The sequence below is a fragment of the Bradyrhizobium elkanii USDA 76 genome (assembly GCF_023278185.1).
Classification (GTDB): domain Bacteria; phylum Pseudomonadota; class Alphaproteobacteria; order Rhizobiales; family Xanthobacteraceae; genus Bradyrhizobium; species Bradyrhizobium elkanii.
In genome coordinates, this window is sequence record NZ_CP066356.1 from 8,854,672 (window position 1) to 8,877,475 (window position 22,804).

Consider the following 22,804-nt stretch of genomic DNA (forward strand, 5'->3'; position numbering starts at 1 on the left):
GAACTGGCCCAGCAGGATAGCGTCCAGACGGGTTGGCAAATCCGGCCAAAGCCGCTAAAGGTCCGCCCCCTTTCACAGACAATCCGAGCATGACATGTCGAGCGCCCCGCCCGCCGTCTCGATTGGCGTCGATTTTGGCACCAGCAACACCGTGGTCGCGCTGTCCGACGGCGACGGCCGCGTCGAGGCTGTTCGCTTCGACCATGGCGGCCGCACGCATAGCGTCTATGTGTCCGCGCTGTGCTTCTGGGAGGAACGGCCGGGCGCCGGCCTGCATCCGCGCGCCGAGGGCGGCCCGTGGGCGATCGAGCAGTTCCTCGAGGGACGCACGATCCATCGCTTCATCCAGTCGTTCAAGACGTTCGCGGCAAGCTCGGCCTTCAACACCACCCAGATCTTTCGGCAACGCTACAAGTTCGAGGACCTGCTCGCGGCGTTCCTGCGCACGCTGACGCGCCATGCTGGCGACGGATTCGATCTCGGCGCGCCGACCATCATGGTCGGCCGGCCGGTGCGCTTTGCCGGCGGCAATCCCAATGACGAGCTCGCGATGCAGCGCTACCGGGCCGCGTTCGAGCGGCTCGGCGCCGGCCATGCGCGCTATGTCTACGAGCCGGTGGGGGCGGCGTTCTCCTTCGCGCGCACACTCGACCACGACGCCACGGTGCTGGTCGCCGATTTCGGCGGCGGCACCAGCGACTTCTCCGTGATGCGGTTCTCGCGCAAGGGCGGCGTGTTGCGCGCCGAGCCGCTGGGACATGCCGGCATCGGCATCGCCGGCGACACCTTCGACTACCGGATCGTCGACCATATCGTCTCGCCGCGGCTCGGCAAGGGCACCAGCTACCGCTCGTTCGACAAGGTGCTGCCGATCCCCAATCACTATTATTCGAGCCTCGCCCGCTGGCATCAGCTGGCGATGATGCGGGGCAATGGCGATTTGCGCGAGTTGCAGCAGCTCGCGCGCACCGCGCTCGATCCGGCGCCGCTGCACGATTTCATCACCATCGTCGACCACGATCTCGGCTTCGCGCTTTATCGCGCCGTGTCCGACACCAAGGTCGCGCTGTCGAGTCGCGACCGCGTCGAGTTCCGCTTCGCCCGCGAAGGCATCGATATCGGCGCGACCGTGACGCGTGACGATTTCGAATCCTGGATCGCCGACGACATCGAACGGCTGGGGGCGACGGTCGATGAGGCGCTGGCGAAGTCCGGCATCACCGCGCGCGACGTCGAGAAGGTGTTCCTGACCGGCGGCACATCGTTCGTGCCAGCCGTGCAGCGGCTGTTCGCCGAGCGCTTCGGCGCGGCGCGGCTGACCTCGGCGGATCAATTCGAATCGATCGCCTACGGCCTCGCCTTGATCGGCCATACGCCGGATCCCGACCGCTGGACCTTCGCCGAAGCCGCGTGACAATACGCTTCGCGCCTTGATCCTGCCTTCACAGGCGACTACATCAGTTCAATCATCAATCCGACAGGATGCCGACGACCATGGATTTCACCCTGACAGCAACGCCCATCAGCCTTGCCCTCGGGGATATCCATGCCTGCATCGATCGCGCTCTCTCATCTGACCCTGTCCGCGCCTGACGGCCGGGTTCTCCTTTCCAACATCGATCTGAATTTCGGACCCGAACGCACCGGCCTTGTCGGCAGGAACGGCGTCGGCAAGACGACGCTGCTCGGCCTGATCGCGAGGGTGCGCGCGCCGCAATCCGGCACCATCTCGGTTCAGGGACGCGTCGCGATGCTGCATCAGACGGTTCAACTGAAGCCGGATGAACGCGTCGTCGACCTGTTCGGCGCGCGCCGCGCACTGGTCGCGCTGCGTCGTGCCGAACAGGGCCTTGCGAGCACGGGGGAGATCGCCGACCTCGACTGGACGCTCGACACGCGCATCGCGACCGCGCTCGAGCGCGTCGGACTGAGCGATGCGCTCGACGCGCCGCTGGCGACGCTGTCCGGCGGACAGGCCACCCGGGCGCGCCTCGCGGCCCTGACCTTCGCGCAGCCCGACTTTCTGCTGCTGGATGAGCCCACCAACAATCTCGACCGTGCGGGACGCAAGGCGGTGATCGACCTGCTCGCCGACTGGCGACACGGCGCCATCGTCGTCAGCCACGACCGCGAATTGCTGGAGACCATGGACGCGATCATCGAACTGACCTCGCTGCAAGCCAGGCGCTACGGCGGCAATTGGAGCGCGTACGGCGCGCGCAAGGCCATCGAGCTGTCGGCAGCACGGCACAATCTGGCGGATGCCGAAAAGCGCGTCGCCGAGATCGACCGCAACGCAAGAGAAGCCAACGAGCGGAAGGCGCGCAAGGACGGCGCAGGCGCAAGGAAGCGCGCCAAGGGTGATCTGCCGCGCATCGCTGCCGGGCTGCGTAAGGACCGCAGCGAAGACAGCGGCGGCGAGAATGCCCGTCTCGCCGAACGGCGGCGGACGCAAGCGCTCGAACTTGCCAGCGCGGCGCGGCAGCGCGTCGAGGTGCTGCAACCGTTCTCGGTGCAGCTGCCCTCGACGCATCTGCCGGCGAGCAGGATCGTGCTGCGGATCGACGCGGCCGATGTCGGCTACAGCACGGATGCGCCGATCCTGCGTGACGTCACCTTCTCGATGTCAGGTCCGGAGCGCGTCGCGATCACTGGCCCCAACGGCGCCGGCAAGACGACGCTGCTCAAGCTCGTCAGCGGCGAATTGACCGCGGCGCGCGGCACCGTCGAGGTGATGACCCGGTTCGCGATGTTCGATCAGGCAGTCAGCCTGCTCGATGCGTCGGCCTCGATCCTGGAGAATTTCCGGCGCATCAATCCGGATGCCGGCGAGAACGCCTGCCGCGCGGCGCTGGCGCGATTCATGTTCCGCGCCGATGCCGCGCTGCAGCCCGTCGCGAGCCTCTCCGGCGGCCAGTTGCTTCGCGCCGGTCTCGCCTGTGTGCTGGGCGGCGTGAGGCCTCCGCCTTTCCTGATCCTCGATGAGCCGACCAATCACCTGGATATCGAATCCATGGAAGCGGTCGAGGCCGGCTTGCGCGCCTATGACGGCGCGCTGCTGGTCGTCAGCCACGACGAGGCCTTCCTCGAGGCCATCGCGATCACGCGCAGACTGATTCTCGCGTCGTGGAGGTGACGCGGAGAGCGAGAAATTGCCGTTACGCAATCAATGCTCGAACGACGAAGATTAGTCAGGAATTGAACAGCCGAGCACGCGTCGCCTTGGGGTAGGTCGTAAGGCGCGGTGCCCGGCTGTCAGGCCGCGCGACGGTGCGGCCATTCCGCCAGCCTCGCTTGTCCCCAAGCGCGAGGCCGTCGGAGCTGAATCTGGTCTGTTGCTAAATCCGCGCCGTCGAATGGAGCGCGTTTCTCCAAAGGGCAAATGCGACGAAGCCAGCCAGCAACAAAAAGCCGCCACCGGCCGCGATCAGGACATGCGCGAGCGTCATCTTGGAACATCCCAATTGAAAGGCTTCATGCGGAGCGATATGCGCCGCAACCTGGCAATCAAAAGCACTTCAAAATTGATTTGCCCCGCCGGCCGCCGCCGGACAGCCCGAAAGGTGGCTGGCACTGCGCTCTGCCCACCCTTCGATTTCAGAGCGGTCGTCCAGCCACTCGGCTGTTGCCGCTCATCGTGCGGTTCGTCACACCGCTCAATGGCCACGAGGATAATCGATAAAACTTTATCGACAATCGAAACGAAAAATTAAGGTTACCGAGGCGACCCGAAGGCCGGCTCCCACCAAAATATCGAAAACAACCCCATGCAAAGGAGCCGGCGGCCGCCGCTCCGGCCCGCGCGGCGGTCAATTGGAGCAACATCCTCCGGACGAAAGTTCGCAGGGCATGTCACGTTTCGACGCGCTGCCTTGTCTTGGCTTCGGCAATGGCAGCAGCAGAGGACACCATGCACACACTCGGAACCGGAGGCGGTCGTACCCTGATCGCAATCGTCTATCATAGCGCCTACGGCCATACCCGGCGTCAAGCGGAGGCCGTCAGGTCCGGCGTCCAGGATATCGATGGCGCGGAGGCGCTTCTGGTGCCTGTCGAGCACGTGGAACAGAACTGGGATCGGCTGATGGATGCGGAAGCGCTGATCTTCGGCACGCCCACCTACATGGGCGCCGCCTCCGCGGCCTTCAAAGCCTTTCAGGAAGCAACGTCGCGGGCGGTGATGGCCAAGGGCTACCGCTGGAAGGACAAGCTCGCGGCCGGCTTCACCAATTCGGGGGCACACGCCGGCGACAAGCTGTCCACATTGGTCCAGCTTGCGTTGTTCGCCGCCCAGCATGGCATGCACTGGGTCAATCTCGATCTGCCTCCGGGAAACAACTCCGCATCGGGATCGGAAGCCGATCCGAACAGGCTGGGGTTCTGGCTCGGAGCCGGGGCGCAGTCGAACACCGACGAGGGTGTGGACACCGCCCCGCCCGAATCCGATCTCGCGACCGCCCGCCACCTGGGACAGCGGGTGGCGAAGACGGCGCTGCAGTTTGTGCGCGGCCGTGACGCGGCTTCAGCGGCCGTTCGGGCTGCGTCATGACCGACGCGGCTGAAGACGCATCGGCGGCCGAGATCTTCGCCGAGCTGCGTCCGCGCCTGATCCGGCTGGCCTATCGGATGCTGGGCTCGGTCGCCGACGCAGAGGATGTCGTGCACAGCGCCTGGGTGCGCTGGCTCGGCGCCGATCGCGATCAGATGCGCGATCCCAAGGCAGTCTTGCACACCATCGTCACCCGATTATCCCTCAACGAATTGAAATCCGCGCGGCGCCGGCGTGCCGCCTATGTCGGACCGTGGCTTCCCGAACCGTTCTTCGACCCCGAAGCAGAGGAAGCGGCGGACGATCTGATCCTGCCGTTGATGATTGCGCTGGAACGCCTGTCGCCATTGGAGCGGGCAGCCTTTCTGCTGCATGACGTGTTCGGCTTGGGGTTCGATGCCGTATCGGAGACGATCGGGCGTGAGGCTGCGACCTGCCGCAAGCTCGCCAGCCGCGCACGCGCGCATATCCACGCTGCCAGGCCGAGGTTTGTCGTCAGCAATGAAGAAGGCCTGCGGCTCGCAAATGCCTTCTTCACGGCAACCCGGACAGGCGACCTCGCCACGCTGCGCGCGATGCTCGCCGAAGATGTCGTGGTCTATGCGGATGGTGGCGGCCGGGTTCCTGCACCTATCCGACCTCTGCTCGGGCTTGAAGCAACCATGGAGCGCTTCGCCGCGCTTGCCCGGCTCTTCGCCGTGCAGCCCTCGCGATTGATCCGCTACGCGACCATCAACGGATTGCCGGGCTTCATCACCATCGAGGACGACCTCGTTCAAACGACAGCCTTGCATATCGAAGAACAAAAGGTCGTTGCGATCTATGTGACCCGCAATCCGGACAAGCTGCAAAACGTCCCTAATATGACGGGGCGGCGAAACTGATCGCACCCCTCGAAGCACCCGCGCGCTGGGTCATTGGCTGACAATCGCGCGCCGCGGACCGGGTCGCGACGACCGGCCGCGTCCTCCTGGTCCGGCGCAGCCGGATGCTTTGGCGGGGTCGGATCGATTGGTTAGATGGCGGAGAGGGAGGGATTCGAACCCCCGATAGGCTTGCACCTATGCCGCATTTCGAGTGCGGTGCATTCAACCACTCTGCCACCTCTCCAGTGGCCCGGGTGATTTGCGCCACCCGCGGTCGGGGCGTGTTCTAGGCGAGGATGGCGGGACAGACAAGGCGCTGCAATAATATTTCCGTCACCGGCGCCTCGCGCCACCGAAGCACCGGGATACGCCAGGAAAGCGCGCGGAAACAAAGCACTAGAGCGTTTTCGAGCGAAGTGGACACCGGTTCGCGTGAAGAAAACGCGTCAGAACAAGAATCCAGAGCTTCGGTTCTGATTCAATCAGAACCGAAGGTCTAGCAGAACGGTTCTGGTTCGATCGGCGCGCGAGCGAACCAGCCGGAGCAGGAGCGGGCCATGGAGCATGTGACGATTCGAGCCAATGGTGCGGCGTTCCACGTCGCGCGGACCGGCGCTGGGAGGCCGCTGCTGCTGTTGCACGGCTGGCCGGAATTCTGGCTGACCTGGAAGCCGGTGATGGCCCGCCTCGCCGACCGCTACACCCTGATCGCGCCCGACCTGCGCGGCTTCGGCGACAGCGACAAGCCGCACGGCGCCTATGGCCCCGATCAGCATACCGACGACATGCTGGCGCTGCTGGACGCGCTCGGCGTCGACAAGGCCGGCGTGGTCGGCCACGACGTCGGCGGCGCCGTGATGCAGCCCCTCGCCCGCAAGGCGCCCGACCGCATCGCCGGCTTGTTCTTGTTCGATTTCGTCTATCCCGGCATCGGGCCGCGGATGGCCGCGCCCGACCGGCTGAACCACATCTGGTACCAGTCGTTCCACCAGATGGAGATGGCGCCCGCGCTGGTCGGTGCCAGCAGAGACAGCTGCCGCACCTATATCCGTCATTTCCTGCACAACTGGTCGCACCGCAAGGCTGCGTTCGACGACGTGATCGAGGATTTCGCCGACAATTTCTGCAAGCCCGGCAATCTCGCCGGCGGCTTTGCGCATTATCGCGCGTCACATGCCGCGCGCGTGAAGATGATGCAGGGCGAGGCCCCGGCGCTGCCGCCGATCACTGTGCCGACCTGCATTCGCTGGGCCGAGCACGACCCGCTGTTTCCCTATGCCTGGACCGACCGGCTGGGCGAGACCTTCTCCGATCTGGACCTTGGGATGTTTCTCGATGTCGGGCATTTCCCGCATCGCGAGGACCCCGACCGCGCGGCCGCCGAGATCGCCGGCTTCTTCGCGCGGATCAATTGGAAGTAGAAGTGGTGGGACCGCCAGGACGCGACAAAAACTGGCGGTCCCGTGCCGCTTCTTAATATTGCTGGCCGGGAAGTGCGGCTTCGCCGGTCGGCGGGAGCGACACGGGCCACGGTAGCGAGCGACGTCGAAACGGCAACGCGAACCCGATCTTAACCTAACCGATCAACCTTACCGCGCGTAATCCGGGGCCGCTGGATCTGCGGATGGAGGTGCCCCGGATTTCGCTTCGCTGCATCCGGGGCTACGCAGGCTTACCTCCCCTTGAAAAGGGGAGGTCGCTTTGCTCGCCAGAGCAAAGCGGGTGGGGATCTGCTCTCTCCGCAAACAGCATCGCCTGCGGCTGCCCCCCCATCCCGACCTTCCCCCTTTCAGGGGGAAGGAGAAGGCAGACAGTAGCACGGATGAAGCGCGCGCGATCGCCGAGCCAGCGCGGCTCAGGCGTCGGCCTTCTTGGCCTTTTTGGCCTTTTTCTCGTTCTTTTCGCTCTCGTCATCCTTGTCTTTCTTCTCGGCCTTCTTCTCGTCCTTGCCGTTGTCTTTCTTGCGATTGGTGTAGCGGGCATTGCCAAGCCCGGTTCCGATCGTCAGCACGCCCCAGCGCGCGACATCCTGCATGAACGGGACCTCGGCCAGCCCCTGCACCACGCCGTCATTATGCATCACGATCGCGGTGTCATGATCGCCGATCTGCGGGATCGCCTCGACCAGACTCGCCGGCAAGTTGAATTTGCTGCTCTCCCAATTGCCGGGCAGGTTCTGCGCTCCCTTTTCGATCGATCCGTCCTCATTGATGACACCGGGACAGGCGATGCCGATGAACGGCGCGAGCTTGAGATTCTCCTTCTCGGCGGCGGCGATCAACTCCTTCAGCATCTTCACCAGCCGCTTCACCGCGCCTTCGCGCGTCGGCTCGTCATCGGCGTGGCGCCACAGCTCCGATTTCCAGACCGTGGCCTTGGAGAGATCGGGCGCCTTCTTCCAGCGCGTCTCGACAACGCCGCAGCGGATATTGGTGCCGCCGATGTCGACGGCGAGGACGCCGTCATGGGCCTCGAAAATCCACGATGGCGCGAGATGCAGCGTGCCGATCAGCCCGGCATCGTCGGGGTGAAAGCGGATCGGCAGCAAATCGACCTTGAAATCCTCCGACTTCAGGATGATCTCGGTGCGCGCGATGGCGAGCTCACCGAGCCTGGAGTCGCGGAAGCCGCCGCCGACCACGATGCGCTCCGTCTTGGCCCAGGCCTTGGTGTTGAGGAAACGCCGCGTCACATAGGCGAGCTCCTGGGCAAACTCCTCGATCGCGCTATGCACGACCGCCGAGGCCTCGGTGTCGTCGCCGACCAGCAGCTCGTCGAGCTTCTTCTTGCTGATCTTGTCCGACGGCTCGTCGCCGAACGGATCCTCGTCCGACTTGCGCAGCGGCTTGCGCCAGCGGTCGAGGATCTTGCGGAAGGCGCCCTTGGAGGCGCGATCGCCGAGAAAGCCCTCGTCGTCCTTCAGCTCGATGTTGAAGCTGTCGATGTCGACAGACGGCAGCCGCGCGGCACCGTGGTGCGCGATGCCCGTGGTCAATCCTGCGTCGTCGGCCATTCGCCCTTGCCCGTCTTGAGGTCGGGTCGTTAACGGCGGGGAACCCAATTGGTTGCTTGCAGCGCGCGCCGGCGCCATTTGATGGACGGGTTTGGCGGCAAGACCGGCTCCACGGGTGCGGCGGTCACGCTGGGCCAGCCCGCTCCAGACCATACGGCGCCAAACGGACCGCCAGCCTGGCCGCGACCAAGCGTCGGCTTGGCCGCCGATTCGGGCCAAAACCATCCCAAACCCTTCATTTTTGGCCGGTTTTTGCCCTGCTTTACCTTGACTCTCGGTCGTTTGCGGCTATAAGTCCCCCATCCGGCGCGGGGATTTCTCGCGCCGATTGTTTTCGTGCGGACCATTTGGGAATTCATTCCCTTCGCACGTGACACGCAACCCATAGCGACTGAACAAAAAGCCGACCCGGGCGAACCGTCCGAGGCCGGGATCGAACACGAAGGAATCAAACGATGTTCGCAGTCATCAAAACCGGCGGCCGGCAGTACCGTGTCGTTCCGAATGATGTACTCGAGATAGGCAAGATCGCCGGCGATGTCGGCACGATCGTGCAGCTTGGCGAAGTTCTGGTGCTCGGCGGTGACACGCCGGTGCTGGGAACGCCCACCGTGGCAGGCGCGTCCGTTGCAGCCGAAGTGCTGCAGCACAAGCGCGGCGCCAAGGTGATCGCGTTCAAGAAGCGTCGCCGCAAGAATTCACGCCGCAAGCGCGGCTATCGCGACGAGCTCACGGTACTTCGCATCACCGAGATCCTCGCCGATAACGCCAAGCCGACCGTCGGCCCGCGGCCGAAGAAGGAAAAGGTCGCAGCGCCCGCCGATGGCGAGGACGCAGCGCCGAAGGCGGCCAAGAAGAAGGCGCCCGCAAAGGCGCCGGCCGCCAAGAAGGCTCCGGCCAAGAAGGCCGCAGCCAAGGCTTAAGAAGAAGTGATCGTCGCGCTTTCAGATGTGAAGCGTGACAAAACGTGAAATGATTCCGTCAAGGAATTGATCTAGAGATCAAAGCGAAGTCGGAGACGAGCCATGGCTCACAAAAAAGCAGGCGGTTCATCGCGCAACGGACGTGATTCCAAGGGCAAGCGCCTTGGCATCAAGGCGTTCGGTGGCGAGCGCGTGATCCCCGGAAACATCATCGCGCGTCAGCGCGGCACCACCTGGCATCCTGGCCTTAATGTCGGCATGGGCACCGATCATACTCTCTTCGCCAAGGTCGAGGGTCATGTCGAGTTCCGTGCCAAAGCCAACGGCCGCACGTTCGTATCGGTTATTCCGATGGCAGAGGCGGCCGAGTAGACGGTGGACACACATGAGTCCGCCGGGTCCTGTTGAACCGGCGGAGTCGCAAAGGGCTCCAAGGGGAGGCGGGATGACCGGCCTCCCCTTTTTGTTGCGCGCGTTCGAGTTCGAACGCGCGTGACGTTCCAAGCGTTGCGTATCGATTTTTCGCATCACAGGAGCTCGACATGTTGCAGGACATCCCGACGCCGACCTTGCGCGAGGCAAGAGCATGCGTCCTCGAGACCGAACGGCTGACATTGCGCAAGCCGACGCTCGCGGACGTAAAAGCAATCGCACGCCTCGCCAATGACCGCCGCATCGCGGAGAACACCCGCCGCCTGCCGCATCCCTATACCCACGACGACGCCATCGACTTCGTGCGCGCGCTCGGCGCCGGCGGACGTGAAACCGTTTTCCTGATCGAGAACAATCACACGCCGATCGGCATGGTCGGCATCGACTGGCGCGAGGAGACATCGGCCGAACTCGGCTACTGGCTCGGCGTCGACTATTGGGGCCAGGGTTTCGGCACCGAGGCCGCGCGCGCCGTGATCGATTACTTCTTCGAGGAATTCGATCTCGACCAGCTGATCTCGGGCGCCCGCGTCGTCAATCCGTCGTCGCGCAACATCCTCGAGAAGTGCGGCTTCCAGTGGGGCGGCGTCGAGCTGCACCGCTTCGAGGCGCTGGGCTCATCGAGCCCGGTCGACTGCTTCCGCCTGTCGCGCGGCGTCTGGGCGTCGCTGAAGAGCTGGAACAACTCGACCCGGCGGGAGAGCTGAGACTTCTGGTCTTCACCCTCCCCTGGAGGGCAGGGCAATCGCATATGGAATGAACCGATTCTTCCGCGCCGTCATGGCCGGGCTTGTCCCGGCCATCCACGTCTTTTCTTCGCGTGGAAACGAAGACGTGGATGCCCGGGACAAGCCCGGGCATGACGAGTTTGTGGGAACTCCGATTACCTCAAACGCCACATGCGATTGCCCTGCCCTGGAGGGGGAGGGTCGCTGGGCATGCAGCGGAGCGGAATGCGCAGCGGGGTGGGGTGACAGTCGCTCCACCCGGATGCTGCCCGTGTTGAGAGATCACCCCACCCCGTCTCACATTTCGCTGCGCTCAATGTGATCCGACCCTCCCCCTCCAGGGGAGGGTAAACATCACGCCGGCGGATTCACTGCGGAATCCGGGCGCCCAAGCTGCTGCTCGCGGACGAAGATGTAGAGGCCGGCGGCGATGATGATGGCGGCGCCGATGATGGTGGCCCAGGACGGCACGTCGCCGAACACCACGAAGCCGAAGATCACCGCCCAGACGATCATCGAATACTGGTAGGGCACCACTACGCTCGCCGGCGCGAGCTTCAGCGAACGATTGACGCAGAGCAGCGCCGCGACCGAGATGATGCCGGCCGTGAAGAACAGCACGAGGCTGCCGGCTGACGGCGTCACCCAGCCGAACGGCGAGAGCACGAGGCCGAGGATGAAGGTGCCGCCGAACTGCGACGTCGCCAGCACGATATCGGGCGTCGCGCGCAGCGAGCGCGTGATCAGCATCAGCACCGCAAACGACAGGCTGCCGCCAAGCGCGATCATCGCCGGCCAGCTGATCGTCTGCGCCGACGGCCGGAGCGCGATCAACACCCCGCAGAAGCCGACCAGGATCGCGGTCCAGCGCCGCCAGCCGATATGCTCGCCGAGCACGAGGCCCGACATCGCGGTAACGAAGATCGGTCCGGCCAGATAGTAGGTGATGACGTCGGCGAGCGGCAGATAGACGGTCGCCAGGAAGAACGCCGCAACCTCCACCGTCGACAGCGTGACGCGCAGCAATTGCAGCCACGGGCGCTCCAGATGCAGGAAATCCGCGCGCCGCTGCCACACGATCGGCAGCAGCACGAGCAGCGCCGCGCAGGCGCGCAGCCACAGCAATTGCCCGACCGAATAGGTGGCGACGATGAATTTGCCCATCGCGTCGCCGAACGAGAACATGAAGATCGACAGCAGCATCAAGCCGATGCCGGCGAGCCGCGCCGACCGGTCGTCGTAGGAAGACAGTTTTGCGAACAGGCTCATGAGCAGACTTGCGCTATTGTTCCCGAGTCGTCCGGTTTTAAAGACGTGGATGCCCGGGACAAGCCCGGGCATGACGAATTGAACGGATTGCCGCACCTGCGTCGCTGCGATACCGGTAGCTGATCCCGGCAACAAGAAGAGCAGGAAACGCCGCATGAGCGACTTCGACCCCACCCAGCATCGCATGGTCCCCGCGCAGCGCTGGTTCGAGGATTTCGTGCTCGGCGAGCGCTTCGTGATTCCGAGCCGGACCCAGACCTCGGCCGTGTTCGCGGCGTTCCAGACCGCCAGCGGCGACACCCATCCGATCCATTACGACGTCGAATATTGCCGCGCGCGCGGCATGCCTGATCTGCTCGCCCACGGCTTCCAGACCCTGGTGCACACCGCGCCCGGCGCCGGATTGTTTCCCTATGTCGTGGAGGAGTCGCTGATCGGCTTCCTCGAGCAATCGAGCAAGTTCCTGAAACCGGTCTATGCCGGCGATACCATCTACTCCGCGCTGGAGGTGATCGAGCTGTCGCCGGGCAAGACCACCGGCGTCGTGACGCTGCGCTCGACCGTGCACAACCAGCGCCGCGAGCTGGTGCTGGAGGGGATGCAGAAATTCCTGGTCCGGAGACGGCCTGCTTAGCCGCTTGGGCCGCAAAAAGGCCCGAAAATTAAGGCTTTTCGCCGAAGTCAGGGCCTTTCCGGGTTGCCGCAAAGGCCACCCTGCCCTAACTAGAGCGGATCATGAAATTCCTCGATGAAGCCAAGGTCTATATTCGCTCGGGCGACGGCGGCAACGGCTGCGTCGCGTTCCGGCGCGAGAAGTTCATCGAGTTCGGCGGTCCCTCCGGCGGCAATGGCGGTCGCGGCGGTGACGTCATCATCGAGTCCGTCGACGGACTGAACACGCTGATCGATTACCGCTACCAGCAGCACTTCAAGGCACAGAAGGGCACCAATGGCATGGGCAAGGACCGCCATGGCGCCAACGGCAAGCCGATCGTGCTGAAGGTGCCGGTCGGCACCCAGGTGTTCGACGAGGACCGCGAGACCCTGCTGCACGACTTCACCGAACTCGGCGAGAAATTCGTGCTGGCTGAAGGCGGCAATGGCGGCTTCGGCAACGCGCATTTCAAATCCTCCACCAACCGCGCGCCGCGCAACGCCAATCCCGGCGCGCCCGGCGAAGAGCGCTGGATCTGGCTGCGGCTGAAGCTGATCGCCGATGCCGGCCTGGTCGGCCTGCCCAACGCCGGCAAATCGACCTTCCTGTCGGTGGTCAGCGCGGCACGGCCGAAGATCGCCGACTATCCCTTCACCACGCTGCATCCGCAGCTTGGCGTGGTGAATTTCGGCGGCCGCGAATTCGTGCTCGCCGACATCCCCGGCCTGATCGAAGGCGCGCATGAAGGCGCCGGCCTCGGCGACCGCTTCCTCGGTCACGTCGAGCGCTGCCGCGTGCTGCTGCATCTGGTCGACGCGACCTGCGAGCATGCCGGCAAGGCCTACAAGACGGTGCGCACCGAGCTCGAAGCCTATGAGGGCCATCTCGCCGACAAGATCGAGATCGTCGCGCTCAACAAGATCGACGCCGTCGCGCCCGACGAACTGAAGAAGCAGAAGGACCGCCTCAAGCGGGCGGCGAAGAAGACCCCGCTGTTGCTGTCAGGCGCGACCGGCGAAGGCGTGCAGGATGCGCTGCGCGCGCTGGTCGAGGTGATCGGCGAAGCGCCGGTGTCCAACAAGGCCAAGGGCGGCCAGGCGGAGCCGTGGGCGACGCCGGTGCCGCAGGGTTGAACGGCACAAGCCGCGCAACACCTGGACTTCCCAAGCCACATTGTGGCGTCTATTGCTTCCACCTTCCTGCCAGACCGAATCCATGAAACGCCCCGCGCTCAAGAACTTTCGCCGTATCGTCGTCAAGGTCGGCTCGTCGCTGCTGGTCGACTCGCAGGCCGGCGAAGTGCGCGCGTCCTGGCTTGCCGCGCTGGTCGAGGACATCGCAAAGCTGCACAAGCGAGGCTGCGAGGTCATGGTGGTGTCGTCGGGCTCGATCGCGCTCGGCCGCAGCCGCCTGAAGCTGCCGCGCGGCCCGCTGAAGCTCGAGGAGAGCCAGGCGGCCGCGGCCGTCGGCCAGATCGCGCTGGCGCGAATCTGGTCGGAGGTGCTCGGCCATCACGGCATCGGCGCCGGGCAGATCCTGGTGACGCTGCAGGACACCGAGGAGCGCCGCCGCTATCTCAACGCGCGCTCGACTATCGCCAAGCTGCTGGAATGGGGTGCGGTGCCCGTGATCAACGAGAACGACACGGTCGCGACCACCGAGATCCGCTATGGCGACAATGATCGCCTCGCCGCCCGCGTCGCCACCATGGCGAGCGCGGATCTGCTGATCCTGCTGTCCGATATCGACGGCCTCTACACCGCGCCGCCCGCGCTCGATTCCGACGCCAGGCTGATCCCGGTGGTCGAAAGCATCACCTCGGAGATCGAGGGGATGGCCGGCTCGGCCGGCTCGGAGCTGTCGCGCGGCGGCATGACCACCAAGATCGAGGCCGCGAAGATCGCGACCACGGCCGGCACCCATATGCTGATCGCGTCCGGCAAGATCGAGCATCCGCTTGCTGCGATCGCCGATGGCGGCCGCTGCACCTGGTTCCTGACCCCGGCCAATCCCGTCACCGCGCGCAAGCGCTGGATCGCGGGCTCGCTCGAACCGAAGGGCACGCTGACCATCGATGCCGGCGCGGTGGCGGCGCTGCGCGCCGGCAAGAGCCTGCTGCCGGCCGGCGTGATCCGGGTCGACGGCCAGTTCGCCCGCGGCGATGCCGTGGTGGTGCGCGGCCCCGACACCCATGAGATCGGCCGCGGCCTGGTCGCCTACGACGCCGAAAACGCCGAGAAGATCATGGGCCGCTCTTCGCCCGACGTGATGACCATTCTGGGCATCAGCGGCCGGTCCGAGATGATCCATCGCGACGACCTCGTGATCGGCCCGGCCGGGGCGATCCCGCCCAAGTAGGCCATTGGATAGGCCATTGGCCGAGCGGGCGGCCTGCCGCCCACCTGCCATGCCGGTTCCGCGCCTCGCCACCCTTCAATTGCCATGCTAGAACATGGCCTTAGTCCAAAGCTGGTAATTTCATGAGCGCCCCCCTGAAGGCGATCGACGGCAACGCCGATCTCACCGCCCTGATGACCGACCTCGCCGCCAAGGCGCGCGCCGCCGCGCGCGTGCTCGCGCTGGCGCCGCCGGAGCAGAAGGACCGGGCGCTCGCCGCGATCGAACGCGCGATCCGCGCCAATGCGCCGGCCATCCTCGCCGCCAATGCCGAGGACGTCGCCGAGGCGCGCGCGGGCGGCATGACCTCTGCCTTCGTCGACCGCCTGACGCTGACAGAGGCGCGCGTCGCCGGCATGGCCGATGGCGTCGCCACCGTGCGCGAGATCATTGATCCGGTCGGCGCCGTCACCGAAAGCTGGCAGCGGCCGAACGGCATGACCATCGAGCGCGTCCGCGTGCCGCTCGGCGTGATCGGCGTGATCTTCGAGAGCCGGCCCAACGTCGCCGCCGACGCCGGTGTGCTGTGCCTGAAGTCCGGCAACGCGGTGATCCTGCGCGGCGGCTCGGACAGTTTCCGCTCCTGCCGCGCGATTCATGATTGCCTGGTGCAGGGCCTGCGCGAAGCCGGCCTGCCTGAGGCCGCGATTACCCTGGTGCCGACCCGCGACCGCGCGGCCGTCGGCCTGATGCTGACGGGATTGAACGGCGGCATCGATGTGATCGTGCCGCGTGGCGGCAAGAGTCTCGTCGCGCGCGTCGAGGCGGAGGCACGCGTGCCGGTGTTCGCGCATCTCGAGGGCGTCAACCACATTTACGTCGATGCCAGCGCCAGGCTCGATATGGCCAAGGCGGTCGTGCTGAACGCCAAGATGCGCCGTCCCGGCGTCTGCGGCGCCGTCGAGACCCTGCTGGTCGATCGCAACGCTGCCGCGACGCAGCTGAAGCCGCTGGTCGAGCTGTTGATCGATGCCGGTTGCGAGGTGCGCGGCGACGACGTCGTGCAAAGCGCCGATGCCAGGGTGAAGCCCGCATCCGACGAGGACTGGGACACCGAATATGAGGACGCGATCATCTCGGCGAAGGTCGTCGACGGTCTCGATGAAGCGATTGCGCACATTCAGAATCACGGCTCGCACCACACCGATGCGATCGTGACGGAGGATGCCGCTGCCGCGCAAAGATTTCTCAACGAAGTCGATTCGGCGATCGTACTGCACAACGCCTCGACCCAGTTCGCCGACGGCGGCGAGTTCGGCTTCGGCGCGGAGATCGGCATTGCCACCGGCAAATTCCACGCCCGCGGGCCTGTCGGCGCCGAGCAGCTGACGAGCTTCAAGTACCGCGTCCACGGCACCGGGCAGACGCGGCCGTGATCATTGTCGCACGCGCACGGTAAGCCATTGCATCAAGCATCGAGCGTGTCGTTATCCGCAGCCCAGGCGCTTCCGTTCTATACCAACGGCATGCGCATCGGGCTGCTTGGCGGCTCGTTCAATCCACCGCACGCCGCACATCGCGCCATCAGCCTGTTCGCGCTCAAGCGCCTGCAGCTCGACCGCGTGTGGTGGCTGCTGACGCCGGGCAATCCGCTGAAGAACCATGATGGCCTGCACGCGCTTGCCGAGCGCGCCGAGGCCGCGCGCCGCGTTGCCGATGATCCGCGCATCGACATCAGCTGTCTCGAAGCTGTCATTGGCGTCAGCTACACTGTGGACACGATCATCCACTTGCGCCGCCGTGTCTCCGGCGTGCACTTCGTCTGGATCATGGGCGCTGACAATCTCGCGCAATTTCATCGCTGGAAAGATTGGCGGCGCATCGCGTCCGATGTGCCGATTGCCGTGATCGACCGTCCGCCCCAAAGCTTCCGCGCCCTTGCCGCACCGGCGGCGCAGGCGCTCGCGCGCTATCGCATGCCCGAAAATCAGGCGACACGGCTGGCCGACCAGCGGGCGCCGGCCTGGGTGTTCCTGACAGGAATGAAATCCAATCTGTCTTCGACCGGACTTCGGAACCCGGACGGGAGCTGGAGAACGGCATGAAGCGCAAAAGGGTTACTGGAATATTGAAACCATTAACCCCACATGCGTAGTATGGTGCGTGGGGCCGAGGATTCGGCACCCGCGATACAGTGAAAGGAATGGTCCCTGGCCACATCTGTATTGTCAAAGTCTGTTTTACCCAAGGTTCCAAAGACTGCGCGTAAAACATCGACCAAAACCGCGGCCTTGCAGGCGCAACCGGACGCCGACAAACCGGATGCCAACAAGACGCTGAGCCTGATCCTCTCCCGCCTCGAGGACGTGAAGGCGGAAGAGACGGTCACCATCGACCTTCGGGGCAAATCCGCATATTCCGACTACATGATCGTCACCACGGGCCGGGTTAACCGGCACGTTGGCGCGATCGCGGAAAATGTGACGAAGAGCCTCAAGGAGAACGGGGTCAAGAACATCCATGTCGAGGGCTTGCCCAATTGCGACTGGGTGCTGATCGATTCCGGCGAGGTGATCGTGCACGTGTTCAGGCCTGAGGTGCGCGAGTTCTACAATCTCGAGCGGTTGTGGACTCAGAACCCGGCGGTCGCGGCGGTCTAACGGGTATCAAGCCGATGCGAATCGGCTGCGGCGCATATAGCTTGTGCGCGCGCCCTAAGGCGCGCGAGTCATAGACTTGACGCGTTTTCTGCGGCAAACCGGTTTCCAGTTTGCCGGAAAACGCGTGTATGCGCCTTGTCGTGATCTGCATCGGCCGTCTGAAACAGGGCCCTGAACGGGAGCTCGCCGAGCGTTACCGCGAGCGCTTCGAGGACATCGGCCGCAAGCTCGGGTTTCGCGGCCTCGAGATCCATGAGATCGCGGAAAGCCGCGCGCGCGACACCGCCGCGCGCATTGCCGAAGAGGCTGCGGCGATCTCCGCATTGCTGCCTGAGAAGCACGCGCTGGTCGCGCTCGACGAACGCGGCAAGAGCATCGACAGCGCGAGCTTTGCCCGGCAGCTCGGCCGCTGGCGCGACGAAGGAACAGCGCATACTGTCTTCGTGATCGGCGGCGCGGACGGACTTTCGCCCGAATTGCAGCGCAAGGCTTTGTTGCGAATTGCATTCGGCTCCGCGACCTGGCCGCATCAAATGGTCCGCGTCATGCTTCTGGAACAGATTTATCGCGCCGCGACCATTTTGGCCGGCCACCCCTATCATCGCGCGTAAGGCGTGGTGACGGACAGTCGAAAGCGCTGAACTCACGCGAATGCAGCACAAGCGGGACACAGCTTCGTATTCGGCTTCGCATGCCGGCGCCGCGCGCCGCCGCTGGCTGCCGGCATCGCTGCCGCTGTCGATCGCGATGTTCGCCGCCTGTCCGCTGGCCGCGGCGCATGGGCAAGCGACACCACCCGCACAACAGCCTGCGCCGCCGGCGCAGCAGGCCGCAACCGCAGAGACATCGCCCGACGCCATCAAGCAGCGCGAGCAGGAGCTCGAGGCCGCGCGCGAGCAGCAGCGCAAGGCGACCGAGCTGCAGGAGAAGCTGAAGGCCGACATCGCCGCGATCGGCCAGGACCGCAGCAAGCTCAATCAGCAGCTGATCGATATTGCCGGCCAGGTGCGCGGCGTCGAGACCCGGATCGCCGACGCCGAGGCGCGCCTGCAGCCGCTCGACGGCCGTGAGCGCGACATCCGCGCCTCGCTCGATTCACGCCGCTCCGAGGTGATCGAGGTGCTGGCCGCGCTGCAGCGCGCCGGACGACGCACGCCGCCGGCGCTGCTGGTGCGGCCCGAGGACGCGCTGCAATCGCTCCGCACCGCGATGCTGCTCGGCGCCGTGGTGCCGGAGTTGCGGGTCCGCGCCGAGAAGCTTGCGACCGATCTCGGCGAGCTGGTGGCGCTGCGCAAGACCATCTCGACCGAGCGCGACGCGCTGGCGGCCGACCGCGACAAGCTGAGGGAAGACCAGACCCGCCTGGCGGCGCTGGTCGACGAACGGCAGCGGCAGCAGAGCGCGGCCGAAAAGGACATGGAGGCCGAAGGCGCCCGTGCCATCGCGCTGTCGAAACAGGCCGACAATCTGCAGAGCCTGATCGCCAAGATGGAGCAGGATCTCAAGAGCGCGGCCAAGGCCGCCGCCACCGCCAGCCTCCAGGGAGCGCCGGCGACGGTTAACGGCAAGCCGAATCTGGGGGCGCTCAAGGACCCGGCCCGCATGAGCCCGGCGGTCGCTTTCGCCTCGGCCAAAGGCCTGTTCTCCTATCCCGTGAATGGCACCAAGATTCGCGAATTTGGCGGTTCCGACGGCGCGGGGGGCGTACAAAAAGGCATTTCTTTGGCAGCCAAGCCGGGCGCGCAGGTCACAACCCCGTGTGACGGCTGGGTTGTTTACGCTGGTCCTTTCCGCAGCTATGGACAACTCTTGATCCTCAATGCCGGGGGCGGGTATCATGTCCTGATCGCCGGGATGGAGCGTATTTCGGTAAACATCGGTCAGTTTGTACTTACGGGGGAGCCGGTTGCGACCATGGGGTCGACGTCCCAAGTTGCATCCATTCTCGCCACCAATGCGAGCCAGCCAGTGCTCTATGTCGAGTTCCGGAAAGACGGCACTCCAATCGATCCAGGTCCATGGTGGGCCGCAAATGAAGGCGAAAAGGTTCGCGGATGATGCGCAAGACTTCGGTAATTCTCCTTAGCGCCGCCACCGGCGCGGCCCTGACGCTTTTCGTCACGCAGCCCCGCGCTGTGCTGATGGGATCGAGCGCGCGCGCCGCGACGTCGGACACCTATCGCCAGCTCAATCTGTTCGGCGACGTGTTCGAGCGGGTGCGCAGCGACTATGTCGAGAAGCCCGATGACAGCAAGCTGGTCGAATCCGCGATCTCCGGCATGCTGTCCGGCCTCGACCCACACTCGAGCTACATGGACGCCAAGAGCTTCCGCGACATGCAGGTGCAGACCCGCGGCGAGTTCGGCGGCCTCGGCATCGAAGTCACGATGGAAGACGGCCTGATCAAGGTGGTCTCGCCGATCGACGACACCCCGGCCTCGAAGGCCGGCATCATGGCCAACGACATCATCACGACCCTCGACGACGAGGCCGTGCAGGGCCTGACCCTGAACCAGGCCGTCGAGAAGATGCGTGGTCCGGTCAACACCAAGATCAAGCTGAAGATCATCCGCAAGGGCCAGGACAATCCGATCGACGTCACGCTGGTGCGCGACAACATCCGCGTCCGCTCGGTGCGTGCGCGCGTCGAGGCCGATGACATCGCCTATATCCGCATCACCACCTTCAACGAGCAGACCACCGAAGGCCTGAAGAAGGAGATCACCAATCTGCAGGGCCAGATCGGCGACAAGCTGAAGGGCTACGTCATCGATCTTCGCAATAACCCGGGCGGCCTGCTCGAAGAGGCGGTCACGGTGTCCGACTCCTTCCTGGAGCGCGGCGAGATCGTCTCGACCCGCGGACGCAATGCCGAGGAAACCCAGCGCCGCGCCGCCCATCCGGGCGACCTCACCAAGGGCAAGCCGGTGATCGTGCTGATCAACGGCGGCTCGGCCTCGGCCTCCGAAATCGTCGCCGGCGCGCTGCAGGACCACAAGCGGGCGACGCTGGTCGGCACCCGTTCGTTCGGCAAGGGCTCGGTGCAGACCATCATCCCGCTCGGCTCGGGCAATGGCGCGCTGCGCCTGACCACCGCGCGCTACTACACGCCGTCGGGCAAGTCGATCCAGGCCAAGGGCATCGTGCCCGACATCGAGGTGCTGCAGGACGTGCCGGAGGAGCTGAAGGCGCGCACCGACACCAAGGGCGAAGCTTCGCTGCGCGGCCATCTGAAGAACGATGGCGACGAGAAGACCGGCTCGCAGTCCTACGTCCCGCCGGACGCCAAGGACGACAAGGCGCTGAAGATGGCCGACGACCTGTTGCACGGCATCAAGTCGACCTCGAGCGCGCCAGCGGCGCCGGAGGCTGCGCGCGACAAGGCCGCGGTCGACAAGCCGGGCAACAAGGCCGCGAACTGATTTCATCCGATCGATTCGGCGAACAGGGCGGCCCGCGGGCCGCCCTTTCTGCTTTCGGTGTCCACCCGTAACCGTGCTTTGACGGGGAGGCCGGCGCGCGGGAATGCACCGCATCGTGCTATCGTTCGCGCTGTTGATTCGGGGAGGGTCATGGCAGAGGCGGCCGACGAACTGAGCACGCCGCTTGGGCAGCAGACCGTGGGCAGGACGCGCCGGTTTCGCCTGCCGTTCACGGCGATGCAGGCGCTCGCCGTGCTGCTCGGGCTCGTACTGGTCGGCTTTGTCGGCATCGCGCTGTTCAATGACAACCCGCTCGGCGGCGAACCGATCGCCCGTGTCACGCTCCGCAATCCCCCGCCCGCCGCCGCTGACGACAAGCACGCTCCGGCCAGCCAGGCGGCGGCCGAACCGGTGGCCAAATCCGCCGCCAAGGCGCCGGCGGCAGCCAGCGACGCGAGAACCGTCACCATCATCGACGGCTCCAGCGGCAAGCGCCAGGACGTGGTGATCGGCGCCGGCGATCCGGCCGACAAGGCCGATGGCGATACGCCGCCACTCGCGATGACCGGCATCGATCCGCGCCTGCTGGAAAAGTCACGCTATGGCATGATCCCTGTTGTCGCCGACGGCCTGAAGCCGTCCACCGTCTACGCAGCCGAGGCCGACCGCGCCAAGGCCGCCCGGATGCCCGTGGTCGCCATCGTGGTCGCCGGCCTCGGCGTCGGCGCCGCCAAGACCACCGACGCCATCATGAAGCTGCCGCCGGCGGTGACGCTGGCCTTCACGCCCTATGGCTCCGATCCGGGCAAGCTTGCGGAACGCGCCCGGACCCAACGCCACGAGATCCTGCTGCAGATCCCGATGGAGCCGTTCGACTATCCCGACAACGATCCGGGGCCGCAAACCCTGCTGACCACGCTGAGCAGCGAGCAGAACCTCGACCGCTTCTATTGGCACCTGAGCCGCCTGCAAGGCTATGCCGGGATCGCCAATTTCATGGGAGGCCGGTTCGTCGCGGCCGATCCCGTGATGCAGCCCATCGTCCGCGAAGCAGCCAAGCGCGGCCTGAGCTATTTCGATGACGGTTCCACGCCGCGCAGCGTCGCGCAGACCCTCTCCGCGGGCCAGTCATTGCCGTTCGCCAAGGCCGATTTCGCCATCGACGCGGTGCCGACGTCGGCGGAGATCGACCGCGCGCTGGTCAAGCTGGAAACCATCGCCAAGGAACGCGGCACGGCGGTGGGCGTCGCCTCGGCGTTGCCGGTCTCGATCGAGCGGCTCGGCGCCTGGCTCAAGACACTGGATTCCAAGGGCATTATGCTTGTGCCATTGACAACGGCGATGCTGAAATCAAAATCGGGCTGAAGATCAATCCGTTGGTGCTGCTCGAGACCTTGCCGGGGGGCCGGGTCGGGCAGCGCCGGAACTGTGCGAGGTAGCGGCAGCATGGCACGTTATGAAGACCTGCCCTATCGAACCTGCGTCGGCATCATGCTGCTGAATACAGCAGGGCTGGTCTTCATCGGACGCCGTGCGGGCGGCATCGAGCATGTCGACGACGCGCATGTCTGGCAGATGCCGCAAGGCGGCGTCGATCCCGGCGAGGATACGTTTCAGGCCGCACGGCGCGAGCTCTATGAGGAGACCAGCATCAAGTCCGTGGAGAAGCTCGGCGAGGTCTCGGACTGGTTGATCTACGATATCCCGCGCACCGTCGCGGGCCGCGCCTGGAAGGGCCGCTATCGCGGACAGCGGCAAAAGTGGTTCGCGTTGCGCTTCACCGGCGATGAGAACGAGATCAACGTCGCCAATCCGGGCGGCGGCCACAAGGCCGAGTTCATCACCTGGCGCTGGGAGCCGATGAAGAATCTGCCGGAGCTGATTGTGCCGTTCAAGCGTCCGGTCTATGAGCGCGTCGTGAAGGAATTCGCCGGTCTGGCAGCCAAGTAG

21 protein-coding genes and 1 tRNA gene are annotated in these 22,804 nt (G+C 65.2%); 19 read left to right on the forward strand and 3 right to left on the reverse strand.

Annotated elements, in window-relative coordinates:
- Positions 1-94: 94 nt before the first annotated feature.
- From JEY66_RS41830 to JEY66_RS41845, 4 genes are all read left to right on the forward strand, one after another.
- Positions 95-1,414: an Hsp70 family protein gene (locus tag JEY66_RS41830; protein ID WP_018269408.1), complete on the forward strand. Its 1,320-nt coding sequence runs from the start codon at positions 95-97 to the stop codon at positions 1,412-1,414.
- A gap of 132 nt (positions 1,415-1,546) precedes the next feature.
- Positions 1,547-3,136 carry an ABC-F family ATP-binding cassette domain-containing protein gene (locus tag JEY66_RS41835; protein ID WP_018269407.1) on the forward strand — a complete coding sequence of 530 codons (1,590 nt, stop codon included), beginning with the start codon at positions 1,547-1,549 and terminating at the stop codon, positions 3,134-3,136.
- Between the two features lie 753 nt (positions 3,137-3,889).
- Entirely contained in the window at positions 3,890-4,549 is a 660-nt protein-coding gene (locus JEY66_RS41840; RefSeq protein WP_016848296.1) for a flavodoxin family protein, read from the forward strand.
- Positions 4,546-5,433 (forward strand): sigma-70 family RNA polymerase sigma factor, encoded by an 888-nt coding sequence (locus JEY66_RS41845; protein ID WP_016848295.1) that lies wholly within the window; start codon positions 4,546-4,548, stop codon positions 5,431-5,433. Before JEY66_RS41840 ends, JEY66_RS41845 begins: the two co-directional genes overlap by 4 nt.
- Positions 5,434-5,569: 136 nt before the next feature.
- Here JEY66_RS41845 and JEY66_RS41850 read toward each other — a convergent pair.
- Positions 5,570-5,659: transfer RNA gene (locus JEY66_RS41850), tRNA-Ser, on the reverse strand.
- A gap of 313 nt (positions 5,660-5,972) precedes the next feature.
- Between JEY66_RS41850 and JEY66_RS41855 the strand changes: the two genes are divergently transcribed.
- Positions 5,973-6,836, forward strand: a complete 864-nt coding sequence (locus JEY66_RS41855; RefSeq protein WP_016847851.1) for an alpha/beta fold hydrolase — start codon at positions 5,973-5,975, stop codon at positions 6,834-6,836.
- A 434-nt stretch (positions 6,837-7,270) separates the two neighbouring features.
- Here the strand turns inward: JEY66_RS41855 and JEY66_RS41860 are convergent, their stop codons facing one another.
- Positions 7,271-8,428: an ROK family protein gene (locus JEY66_RS41860; RefSeq protein ID WP_016847850.1), complete on the reverse strand. Its 1,158-nt coding sequence runs from the start codon at positions 8,426-8,428 to the stop codon at positions 7,271-7,273.
- 455 nt (positions 8,429-8,883) lie between these two features.
- Between JEY66_RS41860 and rplU the strand changes: the two genes are divergently transcribed.
- From rplU to JEY66_RS41875, 3 genes are all read left to right on the forward strand, one after another.
- The gene (rplU, locus tag JEY66_RS41865; RefSeq protein ID WP_016847849.1) at positions 8,884-9,351 is read left to right on the forward strand and encodes a 50S ribosomal protein L21; all 468 of its coding nucleotides are present in this window, start codon (positions 8,884-8,886) and stop codon (positions 9,349-9,351) included.
- A 102-nt stretch (positions 9,352-9,453) separates the two neighbouring features.
- Complete coding sequence (rpmA, locus tag JEY66_RS41870; RefSeq protein ID WP_016847848.1) at positions 9,454-9,723, forward strand: 50S ribosomal protein L27; 270 nt, start codon at positions 9,454-9,456, stop codon at positions 9,721-9,723.
- Positions 9,724-9,893: 170 nt separating this feature from the next.
- Positions 9,894-10,490, forward strand: a complete 597-nt coding sequence (locus JEY66_RS41875; protein ID WP_016847847.1) for a GNAT family N-acetyltransferase — start codon at positions 9,894-9,896, stop codon at positions 10,488-10,490.
- Between the two features lie 375 nt (positions 10,491-10,865).
- On the opposite strand, the gene JEY66_RS41880 is transcribed toward JEY66_RS41875, so the two are convergent.
- Positions 10,866-11,780: a DMT family transporter gene (locus JEY66_RS41880; RefSeq protein WP_016847846.1), complete on the reverse strand. Its 915-nt coding sequence runs from the start codon at positions 11,778-11,780 to the stop codon at positions 10,866-10,868.
- Between the two features lie 154 nt (positions 11,781-11,934).
- Here JEY66_RS41880 and JEY66_RS41885 point away from each other — a divergent pair, with 154 nt between their 5' ends.
- From JEY66_RS41885 to JEY66_RS41935, 11 genes are all read left to right on the forward strand, one after another.
- The gene (locus JEY66_RS41885; RefSeq protein WP_016847845.1) at positions 11,935-12,414 is read left to right on the forward strand and encodes a MaoC family dehydratase; all 480 of its coding nucleotides are present in this window, start codon (positions 11,935-11,937) and stop codon (positions 12,412-12,414) included.
- Positions 12,415-12,515: 101 nt separating this feature from the next.
- Positions 12,516-13,568 (forward strand): GTPase ObgE, encoded by a 1,053-nt coding sequence (gene obgE / locus JEY66_RS41890; protein WP_016847844.1) that lies wholly within the window; start codon positions 12,516-12,518, stop codon positions 13,566-13,568.
- An 82-nt stretch (positions 13,569-13,650) separates the two neighbouring features.
- Positions 13,651-14,793, forward strand: a complete 1,143-nt coding sequence (gene proB / locus JEY66_RS41895; RefSeq protein WP_016847843.1) for a glutamate 5-kinase — start codon at positions 13,651-13,653, stop codon at positions 14,791-14,793.
- 122 nt (positions 14,794-14,915) lie between these two features.
- Positions 14,916-16,208, forward strand: a complete 1,293-nt coding sequence (locus JEY66_RS41900; protein ID WP_018269405.1) for a glutamate-5-semialdehyde dehydrogenase — start codon at positions 14,916-14,918, stop codon at positions 16,206-16,208.
- Positions 16,209-16,253: 45 nt separating this feature from the next.
- Complete coding sequence (locus tag JEY66_RS41905) at positions 16,254-16,877, forward strand: nicotinate-nucleotide adenylyltransferase (protein ID WP_018269404.1); 624 nt, start codon at positions 16,254-16,256, stop codon at positions 16,875-16,877.
- A 186-nt stretch (positions 16,878-17,063) separates the two neighbouring features.
- Positions 17,064-17,432 carry a ribosome silencing factor gene (rsfS, locus tag JEY66_RS41910; protein ID WP_018269403.1) on the forward strand — a complete coding sequence of 123 codons (369 nt, stop codon included), beginning with the start codon at positions 17,064-17,066 and terminating at the stop codon, positions 17,430-17,432.
- A gap of 128 nt (positions 17,433-17,560) precedes the next feature.
- Entirely contained in the window at positions 17,561-18,043 is a 483-nt protein-coding gene (gene rlmH, locus JEY66_RS41915) for a 23S rRNA (pseudouridine(1915)-N(3))-methyltransferase RlmH (RefSeq protein WP_016847839.1), read from the forward strand.
- A 40-nt stretch (positions 18,044-18,083) separates the two neighbouring features.
- The gene (locus JEY66_RS41920) at positions 18,084-19,490 is read left to right on the forward strand and encodes a murein hydrolase activator EnvC family protein (protein WP_018269402.1); all 1,407 of its coding nucleotides are present in this window, start codon (positions 18,084-18,086) and stop codon (positions 19,488-19,490) included.
- Entirely contained in the window at positions 19,487-20,854 is a 1,368-nt protein-coding gene (locus JEY66_RS41925; RefSeq protein WP_018269401.1) for a S41 family peptidase, read from the forward strand. Before JEY66_RS41920 ends, JEY66_RS41925 begins: the two co-directional genes overlap by 4 nt.
- A 150-nt stretch (positions 20,855-21,004) precedes the next feature.
- Positions 21,005-22,219 carry a divergent polysaccharide deacetylase family protein gene (locus tag JEY66_RS41930; RefSeq protein ID WP_018269400.1) on the forward strand — a complete coding sequence of 405 codons (1,215 nt, stop codon included), beginning with the start codon at positions 21,005-21,007 and terminating at the stop codon, positions 22,217-22,219.
- Positions 22,220-22,300: 81 nt separating this feature from the next.
- Positions 22,301-22,804 (forward strand): RNA pyrophosphohydrolase, encoded by a 504-nt coding sequence (locus JEY66_RS41935; RefSeq protein ID WP_016843816.1) that lies wholly within the window; start codon positions 22,301-22,303, stop codon positions 22,802-22,804.